Consider the following 14,583-nt stretch of genomic DNA (forward strand, 5'->3'; position numbering starts at 1 on the left):
GATTTGAAAGACACCCCATGAGCAACCTCCCAGACCTCGACGCCATGCCCAAAGTCATGGGCGACGATGGCCAATTTCACGCCACCGATGAGGATGTCGATTTGTCAGGCACCCCCATCGAAGCCTGGTTTGCCCTGGCCTTCTTCTGGTTGTTGGGATTGACGGTTTTTTACCAATTTTTCACACGTTATGCCTTGAACAACTCGGCATCCTGGACTGAAGAAATTGCACGTTATCTGTTGATCGCCACCGTCTTCACGGGCGCCACGATCGGTGTGGCCAAAAACAACCACATCCAGGTGGACTTCTTTTACCGCTTCATGCCCGACTGGCTGGGTCGCGCCATGGGCCTGGTGGTCGATGCCATGCGCATCGCCTTCTTTGCCGCCGCCACCTTTCTCACGGGCCAGATGATGGAAAAACTGGGCAGCTACAAGATGACCATCATCGACTTGCCCATGAACCTGGTCTACGGCGTGGTCATGGCTGGTTTTGCCGCCATGTGCCTGCGCGCTGTGTGGGTAGCCCGCGTGCATTGGCAAAGGGGTTACACCGTGCTGCAACGCCCCGAATCTGAAATGACCGACCGCTGAACAGGCCCCTGGCCTCTTGAAAGTTCACCCATGCTGAAAATTCTTTTCCTGTTCCTCATGAGTGGCGGCATCCCGGTGGCCATTGCCATGGCTGGGGCTTCGCTGATTTACCTGCTGTTTGCACAAAGCTCCCCACCCTTTGTGGTGATCCACCGCATGGTCTCGGGCATCGACAGCTTTCCGCTGCTGGCTGTTCCCTTCTTCATTCTGGCCGGCAACCTGATGAACAACGCGGGCATCACCAACCGCATATACAACTATGCGCTGGCCCTGGTGGGCTGGCTCAAGGGCGGTCTGGGTCATGTCAACGTGGTGGGCTCGGTCGTTTTCGCGGGCATGAGCGGCACCGCCATTGCCGATGCGGCAGGCTTGGGCACCATCGAAATCAAAGCCATGAAAGACCATGGCTACAGCACGGAGTTTGCAGTGGGCGTCACCGCGGCTTCGGCCACGCTCGGCCCCATCATTCCACCCAGTCTGCCCTTTGTGATCTACGGCATGATGGCCAACGTATCGGTGGGCGCCTTGTTCCTCGCAGGCATCCTGCCCGGCATCCTGATGGGGTTGCTCATGATGCTGACGGTAGCCTACTTTGCACACAAAAATGGCTGGGGTGCTGACGTCAAATTCGAATGGCCCAAAGTCATCAAGGCTCTGGCTGAAACCGCTGTGGTGGTGGGCTGGCCGCTGGCCATCTGGTGGCTGGTCACCGTCATGGGCACACCGCCGCAAGTCACCGTGCTGGTGGCCTTGGTCGTTTTGTTTGCCGCTGACAAGTTTTTCAACTTTCAGGCCGTGTTGCCCATCATGACCCCCGTGATCCTGATCGGTGGCATGACCACCGGCGTGTTTACCCCCACCGAGGGCGCGATTGCCGCATGCGTCTGGGCCATTGCGCTGGGTTTTTTCTGGTACCGCACGCTCAACTTCAAGATGTTCGTGAAGATCTGCCTGGATACGGTAGAGACCACCGCCACCGTGCTGTTCATCGTGGCTGCAGCCAGTATTTTTGGCTGGATGCTCACCGCCACAGGTGTGACGACAGCCATCTCCAGCTGGGTGCTGGGCTTCACACAAGAGCCTTGGGTGTTCCTGCTGTTGGCCAATGCCTTGATGCTGTTTGTCGGCTGCTTCCTGGAGCCCACTGCTGCCATCACCATCCTGGTGCCGATCCTAGTGCCAATTTGCCAGCAACTGGGCATTGACCTGGTGCATTTCGGTCTGGTCATGGTGCTCAACCTGATGATCGGTCTGCTGCACCCGCCCATGGGCATGGTGCTCTTTGTGCTCGCCCGTGTGGCCAAGCTCAGTGTTGAGCGCACCACCATGGCCATTCTGCCTTGGCTCTTCCCGCTGCTGGGCAGCCTGGTCGTGATCACTTATGTGCCCAGCCTGGTGCTGTGGTTGCCTAAACAGTTTTATTAACCTGGCGGAACAGATCTTCGGCTCCGTCCCCAACCGATTCAAACCATGTCCAATCTCTTCATCCGTTTGCACCCTGCCGATGACGTGGTCATCGCGCGCAGCCAACTCATGAGCGGTAGCACCGTCGAGGGCGTGCCTGTGCGCGGCCTGATCCCGCCAGGCCACAAGGTGGCCACCCGCGCCATCGCCGTGGGCGAGCCGGTACGTCGCTACAACCAGATCATTGGCTTTGCGCACCAGCTCATCGCGCCGGGCGAGCATGTGCACACACACAACCTGAACATGGGCCCGGAAAAAGGCAACTTCGAGCGCGACTACGCCATTGGCCAAGACGTGAAACCCGAGCCCGCCCGTAAACAGGCCACCTTCATGGGCTACAAACGCTCGGACGGTCGTGTGGCCACGCGCAACTACATCGGCGTGCTCTCCAGCGTGAACTGCTCGGCCACCGCCGCACGCGCCATTGCCGACCATTTCTCCAAACGCAACAACCCGGCTGCACTCGCCAAGTTTCCGAATGTAGACGGCGTGGTCGCCTTGACGCACGGCACGGGCTGCGGCATGGACACCGAGGGCTTGGGCATCCAGCTGCTCGAACGCACACTGGCCGGCTATGCCACCCACGCCAACTTCTGGGGCGTGGTGGTGGTCGGTCTGGGCTGCGAAGCCAACCAACTCAACACCTGGCTGGCGCACAGCAGCCTGCGCGAGGGCGACACGCTCAAGGTTTTCAACATCCAGGACACAGGCGGCACACGCCTGACGGTGGAAAAAGGCATCCAGCTGATTGAAGAGATGCTGCCCCGCGCCAACGCCATCAGCCGCGAGCCTTGCAGCGCCGAGCACATCACCGTGGGCCTGCAGTGCGGCGGCTCGGACGGCTATTCGGGCATCAGCGCAAACCCTGCGCTGGGCGTGGCGGTCGACTTGCTGGTGCAGCATGGCGGCACCGCGATCCTGAGCGAAACGCCCGAGATTTACGGCGCAGAGCACTTGCTCACGCGCCGTGCGGTCAAGCCCGAGGTGGCGCACAAACTGATCGAGCGCATCAAATGGTGGGAAAACTACACCGCCATCAATGGCGGCGAGATGAACAACAACCCCTCGCCCGGCAACAAGGCGGGCGGCCTGACCACCATCCTCGAAAAATCCCTCGGCGCAGTGGCCAAGGGCGGCACCAGCAACCTGCAGGCGGTCTACGAATACGCCGAACCAGTGACTACCAAAGGCTTTGTCTACATGGACACCCCCGGCTACGACCCGGTGAGCGCCACGGGCCAGGTGGCGGGCGGGGCGAACCTGATTTGCTTCACCACAGGACGCGGCAGCGCCTACGGCTGCGCACCTTCGCCCAGCCTCAAGTTCTCGACCAACACCGCCCTGTGGAAAAAACAGGAAGAGGACATGGACCTGAACTGCGGTGAGATCGTGGACGGCGGTGTGAGCATCGCTGAAATGGGGCAACGCATCTTCGAGATGATGTTGGCTGCCGCCTCAGGCGAGCCCACCAAGAGCGAGCGCCACGGCTACGGCCAAAACGAGTTTGTGCCTTGGCAAGTGGGCGCGGTGATGTGAGTGAACCCCTTGTGATCCCTGACTCCCATTTCTCATCCCGAACTCGATCCGGGATCCATGTGGACCAACAACATGACCCCTGCCAAAGATGGACCCCGGGTCAAGCCCGGGGTGACAAAAATCAAACAATGACCGATAAGGACCATCATGAGTCAACGCATCCAAGCCGCAGCGCTGCGCACCAAAGTCGCCCACATCATTGAACAAGCGGGCAGCGCCCCGGCTGAAGCCGCGCAGGTGGCCGACAACCTGGTCATGGCCAACCTGAGCGGGCACGACTCGCACGGCGTGGGCATGGTGCCGCGTTATGTGGATGCGGTGCTCGAAGGTGGCCTGAGCCCCAACACGGGCGTCAAGGTCTTGCTCGACACCGGCCCCTTGCTCAACCTGGACGGCCAACGCGGCTACGGCCAGATCACCGGCGTGCAAGCCATGCACATGGGCATTGAACGCGCCAAACAGTATGGCGTGTGCACCGTGGCCCTGAGCCGCTCGCACCACCTGGGTCGCATCGGCCACTTCGCTGAAATGGCCGTGGCGCAAGGTCTGGTGTCGGTGCATTTTGTCAACGTGCTCTCGCGCCCTGTGGTGGCACCCTTTGGCGGTGGCGACGGGCGCTTTGGCACCAACCCCTGCTGCATCGGCGTGCCCATGGGCAACCGCGCCCCCTTTGTGCTGGACTTTGCCACCAGCCGCGTGGCCCAAGGCAAGATGCGCGTGGCGCACAACAAGGGCGAACAGGTGCCACCGGGTTACCTGATCGACGAAAACGGCCACCCCACCACCAACCCCGGCGTGGTGGTGGTGCCGCAGTCCAACGGCTTGTTTGGCGCGCTCATGACCTTTGGCGACCACAAAGGCTTTGGCATGGCCGTGGCCTGCGAATTGTTGGGCGGCGCACTCACAGGCAGCGGCACCTGGCACCGCGAAGCCGACCACCAACGCGCCGTGCTCAACGGCATGCTGACCCTGTTGATCGACCCGGTTCGTCTGGGTACACAAAGCATGTTTGAACAAGAAGCACTGGCCTTTGCCGACTGGCTGCACCAGAGCCCCGATGCGCCGGGCAGTGACGGCGTCAAGATGGCGGGTGAACCTGAACGCACCGCCCGCGCCGAGCGCGAAAAATCCGGCATATGGATCGACGACACCACCTGGGCCGAGATCGAAGCATCCGAGAAAAAACTCCAAACGTCACCCCGGACCCCATGAATATCACCCCGGACTTGATCCGGGGTCCATGCCTTCCGCAATCATGGATGCCGGATCAAGTCCGGCATGACAACTCAAATTCATCCGCCTCACCACCACGCATCGCTGTCAAGCCCCAATCACCCACTCGGTTGACCCCATGAAACTGTCCGCCTCCACGCTCACGGCATTGCCCGCCTCTATTCAAACCCCGGCGTACAAGCGCAAAGCCCATGCCCCGGGCGTGGTGCATCTGGGCCTGGGTGCTTTTCACCGCGCCCACCAGGCCATGGTGTTTGACCGGTTGCTGACCGCTGGCGACACACGCTGGGGTATCCACGGCGTGGGCATGACGCGGCCTGATCTGGTGGACCAGTTGCGCGCACAAGACGGCTTGTACGCCGTGCGCGTGGCCGATGGTCAGGGCGTGACATGGCAAGTGCCCGGCGCACTGTGGCGCATGAGTGTGGCGACCACCGAGCGCGATGCCGTGGTGCAAGCCATCGCTGCGGCCACCACACGCTGGGTCACTCTCACCGTCACCGAAAAAGGCTACACCCCGGCCTTGGGTCAACTGTTGCTGGACGGTTTGCGCCTGCGCCAGCAGGCTGGCTTGCCCGGCATCACCATCGCCTCGTGCGACAACCTGCAAGGCAATGGCCACAAGCTGCAGGCGCTGGTCAAAACCGCCGGCACAACACACGACGGTGAACTGCTGCGCTGGCTCGATGCGCAATGCGCTTTTCCGTGCAGCATGGTCGACCGCATCGTGCCCGCCGCCACGCCCGAAGTGATGGCCGCTGCACAAAAGGCACTGAGCGTGCAAGACCAATGCGCCCTGAGCACCGAAGGCTTTTGGGAATGGGTCATCGAGGACTGCTTCGCCGATCCGACAGACGCTGCCTTGCTGCAATCTTCGGGCGTGCGCGTGACGAGTGATGTACACAGCTACGAAGAAGCCAAGCTGCGCATGCTCAATGGCAGCCATACGGCCATGGCGCTCATGGGTGCGGTCACGGGCAGGCCTTACATTGCGAGCTGTATCGGTGTGCCCCACATCCGTACCTTTGTTCACCAGCTGATGAGTCGCGAAGTTGCGCCACACCTGAGTCGCACGGATTGGGCCGAGTACCGCGACGCACTGATCGCACGTTTTGGCAACCCGTATCTGAAGCACAGCGTGCACCAGATCGCCACCGACAGCTCGCAAAAAATCCCGCAGCGTTGGCCGCCCTCGGTGCTGGGGCAGATCGCCCAAGGTGCTTCGTTTGAGCACCATGCGCTGGGCGCAGCCGTATTCGTGCGCTACACCCTGGGCGTGGACGAAAACGGTCAGGCCTACGCCCTGAACGACCCGCAAGCCGACAGCCTGATGGCCCTGGGCGCCGCACAACGCACCGAGCCCGACGCCTGCGTGCGCGCCCTACTGGCTCGCGAAGACCTGTGGGGCACAACCTTGCCGCAAAACGCGACGTGGATCGCCCGTGTGACGCACTGGCACCAGCAGGTTCTGCAGCACGGTGTGGACGCTGCGTTCCAACAACTGCTGGCCACAAACACATGACAACCCGTTGCGGCATCCGCGTAGGACGGCACCTTCAGGTCCGACATGTTTCCCCACCCACCACCGATCAAGGTCTGCACCATGAAAATCACCGCCGCCCGCGTCATCGTCTGCAGCCCTGGCCGCAACTTCGTCACCCTCAAGATCGAGACGGATCAAGGCGTCACTGGCATCGGCGACGCCACACTCAACGGCCGCGAGCTGGCCGTGGTCAGCTACCTCGAAGACCATGTCATCCCCTGCCTGATCGGGCGCGACCCGCAGCAGATCGAAGACATCTGGCAATACCTCTACAAAGGCGCCTACTGGCGGCGCGGCCCGGTGACCATGAGCGCGATCGCCGCCGTGGACACCGCGCTGTGGGACATCAAGGCCAAGATGGCCAACATGCCGCTGTACCAACTGCTGGGCGGACGCAGCCGCACCGGGGTGATGGTCTACGGCCATGCCAATGGGCGTGACACCGCCGAAACGGTCGATGAAGTCTTGCGTCACAAGGAAGAAGGCTACTTGGCCATCCGTGCCCAAAGCGGCGTGCCTGGCCTGAACAAGGTCTATGGGGTCAGTGGCGCTAACCGCATGTACGAACCCGCCGACGGCAATCTGCCCAGCGAACACGACTGGAGCACTGAGAGGTATTTGCGCCACACGCCCGGCCTGTTTGAAGCCGTGCGCGAAGCCGTCGGCCCCGACATCCATTTGCTGCACGACGTGCACCACCGCCTGACGCCCATTGAGGCTGGCCAGCTGGGCAAGGCGCTGGAACCCGTGCGCATGTTCTGGATGGAAGACCCGACCCCGGCTGAAAACCAAGACGCGTTTCAGTGGATACGCCACCACACCACCACGCCGATTGCGGTGGGCGAGATTTTCAACAGCATCTGGGATTGCAAGACGCTGATCGAGAAACAGCTGATCGACTACATCCGCACCACCGTGGTCCACGCGGGCGGCATCACACACCTGCGGCGCATTGCCGACTTGGCGAGCCTGTATCAGGTGCGCACCGGCTGCCACGGCGCAACCGACCTGTCGCCCGTGTGCATGGGCGCCGCCCTGCACTTTGACACCTGGGTGCCCAACTTTGGCGTGCAGGAGTACATGCCGCACAGCGAGGAAATGCTCTCGGTCTTCCCGCACGACTGGCGCTTTGAGCGCGGCATGATGTATTGCGGCGAGTCCCCCGGCCACGGCGTGGACATCGACGAGCAGCTGGCTGCCAAGTACCCGTACCAAAGGGCTTATTTGCCGGTGAACCGGCTGCAACACGATGGGACGCTGTGGAATTGGTGAAAGGGCTGACCTTAGGAGGCTCCTCTGCAGCCAAAAGCGGCCGGAAAATTTCTCTGACTGACTGCTGTGGGCTGTTGACCGACCACTGGATGCAACGTACAGCGAAACCCCGATGATTGAATGGACAAAACTCCAACCTCCAACTAGGGAAGTCCGAGTTCAGCCTCACTATCGGCGTGGTGCTCACGTCAAAGGTCAGCTGCTGGCCCACCCCAGCCATGGAGGGAAACTTGGCGTGACAGTTGGCACACTTTTATGTGACTGATTCACGACAACTTGTCAATCACTGCGCTGTGTGGACCCAGTTCTCTGCTTCCAGCGCAGGCACCCGTGCGAACTCCGCCATGTTGTTCGTCACCAGCACCAAGCCTTCACTGCGGGCGTGCGCTGCAATGTGCATGTCGTTCACACCGATAGGCTGACCGAGTTTTTCCAAGGCGGCGCGAATGGCGCCGTAATGCTGCGCGGCCTTGGGGCCATAGGGCAATACTTCCAGGCGACTGCAAAAGTCTTCGATGGCGGCCAGGTTCTCGCTCACGCGACTGCTTTTCTCCGCACCGTGCAAAAGCTCTGAGAGGGTAATCGAGGACATGGCCATGCGGCTGGCATTGGCATTGAAAGTGGCAAGCACCTCGACAGGTCGTCGCTTCAACACGTAGATGACGATGTTGGTGTCCAGCAGATAACGCAGCATCAGAGCGTCTCCCGCTCGGTCTGGTTCTGGGTGGCGCGCTCGGGCAGGAAGTCGTCGCTCACTGTGGGGCCACCCAGAAAAAAGCTGTCCCAAGTTTGGCCCAGAGGGGCGATGATGCGCTCGTTGCCTTTGGCGCGTATCTCGACCTTTTGGACACCATCGGGTAGACGCACGTCCAAAGGCAGACGAACGGCCTGGGTACGGTTATTGACGAAAACAGTGCCGATGGCCATGATGCCTCCCAAAGAAAAGTATATAGCAATTGTATACAGCATCTCCGCAGTGGTCAATTTGGTGTTTTACAAACATATCGATTCCGCCACCGCACACGCTTTGCGAGCTCCATCGCAGGGTTAAAGCTCCCGTACAAGACGAAGCTGGCTGAGGCCATAAATACCCTGACGCGAATCCGCGACAATTGAGGCTCTAACGACGAACACCATGCACTCCAAGAATTTCTCTCTCCTCTCTGTTGCCCTGGCCATTGCCGTGGGCGCCCTGGTCCCTGGCTCTGGGGCTTTAGCCGCCAAACACAACAAAACCAAAGCCACGGCTTCCAAGCCCGCTGCCTCCAAAAAAGTGGCCGTGGCCGCCAATGCACTGCCCCCGCTGGCAGCACAGGTCGCGTTGGCGGCCAACCCGCCTGCCCTGCCCGCCAAGGCCTGGCTGCTGATGGACTATGACTCCGGAGAAGTGCTCGCCTCGGCCAACGCCGACGAGCCGCTGCCGCCCGCATCGCTGACCAAGATGATGACCAGCTACATCGTCGAGCAGGCGCTGCGCTCGGGCAAGCTCAAGCCCACCGACCTGGTCACCGTGAGCGAAAACGCCTGGTGTCGCGGCACCAGCGCCGAATCGTGCATGTACCTGCCGCTGAATAGCCAGGCGACGGTGATCGACATCTTGCGCGGCATCATCATCCAGTCGGGCAACGACGCGTCCAAAGCGATTGCCGAGCACATGGCCGGCTCCGAGGCGGGTTTTGCCAAATTGATGAACGCCGAAGCCCAGCGCCTGGGCATGACGCATACGACCTTCATGAACCCCACAGGCTTGCCCGATCCCGCGCACAAATCGTCTGCGCGAGATCTGGCCATCCTGGCGCGGGCCATCATCAAGGACGGTGCCGAGTACTACCCGCTCTACGCCGAGCGCGAGTTCAAATACAACGGCATCAAGCAAGGCAACCGCAACGCCCTGCTTTACACCGACCCCTCGGTGGACGGCCTCAAAACCGGCCACACCCAAGAGGCTGGCTTCTGCCTGGTGACTTCGGCCAAGCGCAATGACATGCGCCTGATCTCGGTCATCCTCAACACCCACAGCGCCCAGGCGCGGGCAGACCAATCCCGCACCCTGCTGGGCTGGGGCTTTGGCAGCTTCGAGAAAGCCACACCGATTGCAGCCAACGCGGTGGTCGGCACAGCCAAGGTCAGCTTCGGCAAGGCCGACACCGTGGCCGCTGGTCTGGGCACACCCTGGATGCTGACCGTGCCGCGTGGTACGCAGGTGCAGACCGCCGTGCAGCTCAACCCCGGTCTGGAAGCCCCCGTGGCCAAGGGCGCGGTGATCGGCAAGGTGGTGGCCACTGCCAATGGCAAGCCGGTGGGCGAGGCCCCGCTGGTGGCGCAAGCCGATGTGGAGCGCTCGGGTCTGCTGCTGCGCGGCTGGCAACACCTGCTCAAGCTGATCGGGCAATAAAGCGCGAAGGGCGCAGAGCCGGGGGCTCTGCCCGCCTTAAGCCCTCGCTTAAAGCATGCGGGCCAAAGCCGCTTGCAAATGCTCAGATGGCAATCGCTTGAAGCCGGAGCGGGCAAAGCGCTGCAAGCGGCCTTGCATGAAGGCCACCAACAAGGAGGCGGCCACTTGTGCGTCCGCGGTGGGGGTGACCGAGTCGTTGGCTTTGAGGGATTGACGCAGCTGCGCCTCCACCTTGTCAAACAGCAAATTGATGCGCTCTTGCAGGCGTTCATGCTCCAGCACCAGCGCGTCGCCAATCATCACGCGGCTCATGCCCGGGTTTTTCTCGGCGAACTGCAGCAGCAAGGCCACGATCCGACCCGCTTGCACGGGGCCTGCGGGTTCACGGTCTGTCACTTGCCGGATCAGGCCGATCACGGACTGGTCGACAAAATCAATCAGTCCTTCAAACATCTGCGCCTTGCTGGCAAAGTGGCGGTACAAAGCCGCTTCGCTCACGCCAATCTTGGCAGCCAGACTGGCCGTGGTCACGCGCTCGGCACCAGGCTGCTCCAGCATGGCGGCCAGGGTTTGCAGAATCTGCAAACGCCGCTCGCCCGGACGCGGGCGTTTGCGTGCAGGCGCCGTTTCATCGTCTGTAAAGCGTTCGCTGGCTGTTTCTGAGTCTGACATGTCTCCCCCTCACTCTTTCTGATTCGCCTGCTCGTGCAGCAACGCGAAGACCTCAGCGGCTCTTGATCATGGTGCCAAAGGCTTGCTCGGACAGCACTTCGAGCAGCATCGCATGAGGCACGCGGCCATCGATGATGTGCACCGCGTTCACACCGCTCTTGGCGGCATCCAGGGCCCCTGCGATTTTGGGGATCATGCCGCCACTGATGGTGCCGTCGGCACACAGCTCGTCGATGCGGGCGGGTGTCAACTCGGTCAGCAACTGACCTTGCTTGTCGAGCACGCCACGGATGTTCGTGAGCATGAGCAGCTTTTCGGCTTGCAGCACGGTGGCCAGTTTTGCAGCCACCACGTCAGCGTTGATGTTGTAGCTTTCGTTGTTGACGCCAAAGCCGATGGGGCTGACCACGGGAATGAAGGCGTCGTCTTGCAGGCAGGTCAGGATCGAGGGGTCGATGCTTTCGATCTCGCCCACTTGGCCCACATCGTGTTCTTTGCTCGGGTCCTGGCTGTCCACCAGGCGCAGTTTTTTGGCCCGGATCAGGCCACCGTCACGGCCCGTCAGGCCCACGGCCTTGCCGCCTGCGCGGTTGATCATGCCCACGATGTCTTGCTGCACTTCGCCGCCCAGCACCCACTCGACCACTTCCATGGTCTCGGCATCGGTCACGCGCATGCCCTGAATGAATTCGCCGGTTTTGCCCAGGCGCTTCAAAGCCGTTTCAATTTGCGGGCCACCGCCGTGCACCACCACCGGGTTCATGCCCACCAGCTTGAGCAGCACCACGTCTTCGGCAAAGGCTTGCTGCAAGGCCGGGTCGGTCATGGCGTTGCCGCCGTACTTGATGACCAGAGTCTTGCCATGGAACCTGCGGATGTAGGGCATGGCCTGCGCCAGGATCTGGGCCTGGTCATGCGGGGCAACGTTGGGGGCAGCAGTGTTGTCGGTCATGGTGCGTCGCGAAGTTTCAAAAAAGATTCAAAAGTCCAGGGGATTGTGCCGCAAGCCCATGGCAGTTCAGAGGATCTCGGCCAACATGCGGTTGACGCCTTGCTGCCACGGCGGCAGCACCAGCCCAAAGGCTTCTTGCAGCTTGTGGGTGTTCAGCCGAGAGTTCAACGGGCGCTGGGCGGGCGTTGGGAAGGCGGTGGTAGGTACTGGCGCGATCTCGCTCACTTTCAGGCCCGGCTCGGGCTGGATTTGACGGGCTTGTGCAATCACATGGCTGGCGTAGCCGTGCCACGTGGTCTCGCCTGCAGCCACCAAGTGGTAGATGCCGCCCAGCCCTGTCTTTTGCCCGGCGCTGCGGATGGCATGCGCCGTCACGTCGGCGATGAGATCGGCTCCTGTCGGGGCACCGTGCTGGTCGTTGATGACGGTCAGGCGTTCGCGCTCTGCAGCGAGCCGCAGCATGGTCTTGGCAAAGTTGCCACCCCGCGCCGCATACACCCAACTGGTGCGAAAAACCAGGTGTTTGCAACCACTGGCAATAATGGCCTGCTCACCTTCGAGTTTGGACTGCCCGTACACACTGAGCGGCCCCGTGGCGTCGCCCTCTCGCCATGGCTGGTCGCCGTGACCATTGAACACGTAGTCGGTCGAGTAATGCACCAACCATGCACCTATCTCGGCGGCGGCCTGTGCCAGCGCTGCGGGTGCGGTGGTGTTCAGACACCGGGCCAATTCAGGCTCGGATTCGGCTTTGTCCACCGCCGTGTGGGCGGCGGCATTGACGATCACATCGGGACGCCAGTCCCGCACCGTTTGCGCCAAACGCTCAGGCTGGCTCAGGTCGCCACAGAACTCGGTGCTGTGCCGGTCAAGGGCCAGCACCTGGCCCAGAGGTGCCAAGCTGCGCTGCAGCTCCCAACCGACTTGACCGTTTTTGCCTAACAACAAGATTTTCAAAATGTGTTCCTGTTCATGTTGTGCCGCCTGCTTGTCACCCCAGACCTGATCGGGCATCTCTCTTCTCTGTCATGCCTGACTTGATCGGGCATCCAAGGTTCTGAAGTCATGGATACCCGCATGCGCGGGTATGACAAAGGAGTATGCGGGTATGACAAAGGTGTATGCGGGTATGACACTTCTCCTTCGTCATCCCCGACTTGATCGGGGATCCATGTCTTCATGCGTATTGTTTGTTCACCCACTCGCGGTAAGCGCCGCTTTGCACGTGCGCCACCCATTCGGGGTTGGCCAGGTACCACTCGACGGTTTTGCGGATGCCGGTTTCAAAGGTCTCGGCGGGCTTCCAGCCCAGCTCGGCCTCGAGCTTGCGGGCGTCGATGGCGTAACGGCGGTCGTGGCCCGGGCGGTCTGTGACATAGGTGATCTGGCTGGCATAGCTGGAGCCATCGGCTTTGGGGCGCATTTCGTCGAGCAGTTTGCAAACGGTCTGCACGATCTCGATGTTGGGCTTTTCGTTCCAACCGCCCACGTTATAGGTCTCACCCAAGCGCCCGGCTTCGAGCACGCGGCGAATCGCGCTGCAGTGGTCTTTGACGTACAGCCAGTCGCGAATCTGCATGCCGTCGCCATACACCGGCAAGGGCTTGCCCGCCAGCGCATTGACGATCATCAGCGGGATGAGTTTTTCGGGAAAGTGGTAGGGCCCGTAGTTGTTGGAGCAGTTGGTGGTGAGCACCGGCAGGCCATAGGTGTGGTGCCAGGCGCGGACCAAATGATCGGATGCGGCCTTGCTCGCGCTGTAAGGGCTGTTGGGTTCGTAGCGGTGGGTTTCGGCAAAGGCCGGGTCGCCCTTGGCCAGCGAGCCATACACCTCGTCAGTCGACACGTGCAAAAACCGGAAAGCCGTTTGTGTCAGCTCTTGGTCATCCAAGAGCTTCATGCCCTTGTCATCCCCGCGAACGCGGGGATCCATCTCCGCTTTGGGCAAGGCCTGCCAATACCCCCGCACCGCCTCCAGCAAACGGAACGTGCCCACGATGTTGGTTTCAATGAACTCGCCCGGGCCGTGGATCGAGCGGTCCACATGGCTTTCAGCAGCAAAGTTGACCACGGCGCGGGGCTGGTGCTCGGCCAACAAACGGCTGACCAAAGCGCTGTCGCCGATGTCGCCTTGCACCAGCTGGTGGCGCGCATCGCCTTGCAGGCTGGCCAAGGTCTCGGGGTTACCCGCGTAGGTGAGCTTGTCGAGATTGATGATGGGCTCGTCGCTGGCGGCCAGCCAGTCGAGCACGAAATTGGCACCAATGAAGCCGGCACCGCCAGTGACGAGAAGGGTCATGAGTGGGATCGAGAATGGGGCCACGGGGTGCGGCACCTCTGTTTCGGGATTTTAGAAGCATTACCCCCACGCACAGGTTAAAGTGGCATCTTGTTCAGGAAGTTCAACATGGCCTCATCAGACAACTCCAAACGCAACAAATCCAGTCCGAAGACGACGCCGGTCAGCCCGGTCCTGCCCGCGCAGCAGGTGTGGCTGGCGGGTCTGGGGGCGATGGCCAAGGCTCAGGAACAAGGCAGCAAAGCCATTGAGGCCTTGGTGAACGATGGCTTGGCCTTTCAGCGCAAAAGCCAGGCCGAAGCCCAGCAACGCTTGCAAGAGGCCACCGAACGCTTGAGTCACATGGCCAGTGATTTTGGTCAACAAGCCACAGGCCGGGTCGACAAACTGGAGCACTTGTTTGAAGACCGCGTGGCCAAAGCCCTGCACCGCCTGGGTATGCCCACTCTGCTGGACATTCAGATGCTGAACGATCGGGTGGCGCAGCTGGAGGCGCAGGTGTCTGCGTTGCGCGGGACCAGCGCCAAAAAGGCGACGCCAGCCCCCAGCAAAACGGCCAAGGCCCAACCCAAAACTGCGAGCACCGCCCGGTCGGCCAAAAAATCCAGCTGATTGATCAAGGTC

Annotated in this window: 14 protein-coding genes; 8 read left to right on the forward strand and 6 right to left on the reverse strand. The window is 61.4% G+C overall.

Going from position 1 to position 14,583, the window contains the following annotated elements:
* The first annotated feature begins 17 nt into the window (after window positions 1–17).
* The 6 genes from B9Z34_RS12360 to manD all read left to right on the forward strand — a co-directional run bounded on the left by B9Z34_RS12360 (window position 18) and on the right by manD (window position 7,641).
* Complete coding sequence (locus tag B9Z34_RS12360) at window positions 18–593, forward strand: TRAP transporter small permease (protein ID WP_108428424.1); 576 nt, start codon at window positions 18–20, stop codon at window positions 591–593.
* A gap of 30 nt (window positions 594–623) precedes the next feature.
* On the forward strand, window positions 624–2,018 hold the full coding sequence (locus B9Z34_RS12365) for a TRAP transporter large permease (RefSeq protein ID WP_108428425.1): 1,395 nt from the start codon (window positions 624–626) through the stop codon (window positions 2,016–2,018).
* 45 nt (window positions 2,019–2,063) lie between these two features.
* The gene (locus B9Z34_RS12370) at window positions 2,064–3,593 is read left to right on the forward strand and encodes a UxaA family hydrolase (RefSeq protein WP_108428426.1); all 1,530 of its coding nucleotides are present in this window, start codon (window positions 2,064–2,066) and stop codon (window positions 3,591–3,593) included.
* Between the two features lie 147 nt (window positions 3,594–3,740).
* The gene (locus tag B9Z34_RS12375; protein ID WP_108428427.1) at window positions 3,741–4,805 is read left to right on the forward strand and encodes a malate/lactate/ureidoglycolate dehydrogenase; all 1,065 of its coding nucleotides are present in this window, start codon (window positions 3,741–3,743) and stop codon (window positions 4,803–4,805) included.
* 139 nt (window positions 4,806–4,944) lie between these two features.
* On the forward strand, window positions 4,945–6,348 hold the full coding sequence (locus tag B9Z34_RS12380) for a mannitol dehydrogenase family protein (protein ID WP_108428428.1): 1,404 nt from the start codon (window positions 4,945–4,947) through the stop codon (window positions 6,346–6,348).
* 81 nt (window positions 6,349–6,429) lie between these two features.
* Window positions 6,430–7,641, forward strand: coding sequence for a D-mannonate dehydratase ManD (gene manD, locus B9Z34_RS12385; protein WP_108428472.1), 1,212 nt, complete (start codon window positions 6,430–6,432; stop codon window positions 7,639–7,641).
* Window positions 7,642–7,924: 283 nt separating this feature from the next.
* Here manD and vapC read toward each other — a convergent pair whose 3' ends face one another.
* Together vapC and vapB are read right to left on the reverse strand one after the other, a co-directional pair.
* Window positions 7,925–8,335, reverse strand: coding sequence for a tRNA(fMet)-specific endonuclease VapC (vapC, locus tag B9Z34_RS12390; protein WP_108428429.1), 411 nt, complete (start codon window positions 8,333–8,335; stop codon window positions 7,925–7,927).
* A complete protein-coding gene (gene vapB, locus B9Z34_RS12395) occupies window positions 8,335–8,568 on the reverse strand; it encodes a type II toxin-antitoxin system VapB family antitoxin (RefSeq protein ID WP_108428430.1) in 234 nt (77 codons plus the stop codon). The genes vapC and vapB overlap by 1 nt, the downstream gene beginning before the upstream one ends.
* Window positions 8,569–8,776: 208 nt before the next feature.
* Between vapB and B9Z34_RS12400 the strand changes: the two genes are divergently transcribed.
* A complete protein-coding gene (locus tag B9Z34_RS12400; protein ID WP_108428431.1) occupies window positions 8,777–10,036 on the forward strand; it encodes a D-alanyl-D-alanine carboxypeptidase family protein in 1,260 nt (419 codons plus the stop codon).
* A gap of 48 nt (window positions 10,037–10,084) precedes the next feature.
* Here the strand turns inward: B9Z34_RS12400 and slmA are convergent, their stop codons facing one another.
* The 4 genes from slmA to rfbB all read right to left on the reverse strand — a co-directional run bounded on the left by slmA (window position 10,085) and on the right by rfbB (window position 13,959).
* Window positions 10,085–10,708, reverse strand: a complete 624-nt coding sequence (gene slmA, locus B9Z34_RS12405) for a nucleoid occlusion factor SlmA (RefSeq protein ID WP_108428432.1) — start codon at window positions 10,706–10,708, stop codon at window positions 10,085–10,087.
* A gap of 52 nt (window positions 10,709–10,760) precedes the next feature.
* Window positions 10,761–11,660, reverse strand: coding sequence for an acetylglutamate kinase (gene argB, locus B9Z34_RS12410; protein ID WP_108428433.1), 900 nt, complete (start codon window positions 11,658–11,660; stop codon window positions 10,761–10,763).
* A gap of 66 nt (window positions 11,661–11,726) precedes the next feature.
* Entirely contained in the window at window positions 11,727–12,674 is a 948-nt protein-coding gene (rfbD, locus tag B9Z34_RS12415) for a dTDP-4-dehydrorhamnose reductase (protein WP_108428434.1), read from the reverse strand.
* 163 nt (window positions 12,675–12,837) lie between these two features.
* Entirely contained in the window at window positions 12,838–13,959 is a 1,122-nt protein-coding gene (gene rfbB, locus B9Z34_RS12420) for a dTDP-glucose 4,6-dehydratase (protein WP_108428435.1), read from the reverse strand.
* 108 nt (window positions 13,960–14,067) lie between these two features.
* Between rfbB and B9Z34_RS12425 the strand changes: the two genes are divergently transcribed.
* On the forward strand, window positions 14,068–14,571 hold the full coding sequence (locus B9Z34_RS12425; RefSeq protein ID WP_108428436.1) for a phasin family protein: 504 nt from the start codon (window positions 14,068–14,070) through the stop codon (window positions 14,569–14,571).
* Window positions 14,572–14,583: the final 12 nt, after the last annotated feature.

The organism is Limnohabitans sp. Hippo3, assembly GCF_003063665.1.
Classification (GTDB): Bacteria; Pseudomonadota; Gammaproteobacteria; order Burkholderiales; family Burkholderiaceae_C; genus Limnohabitans_A.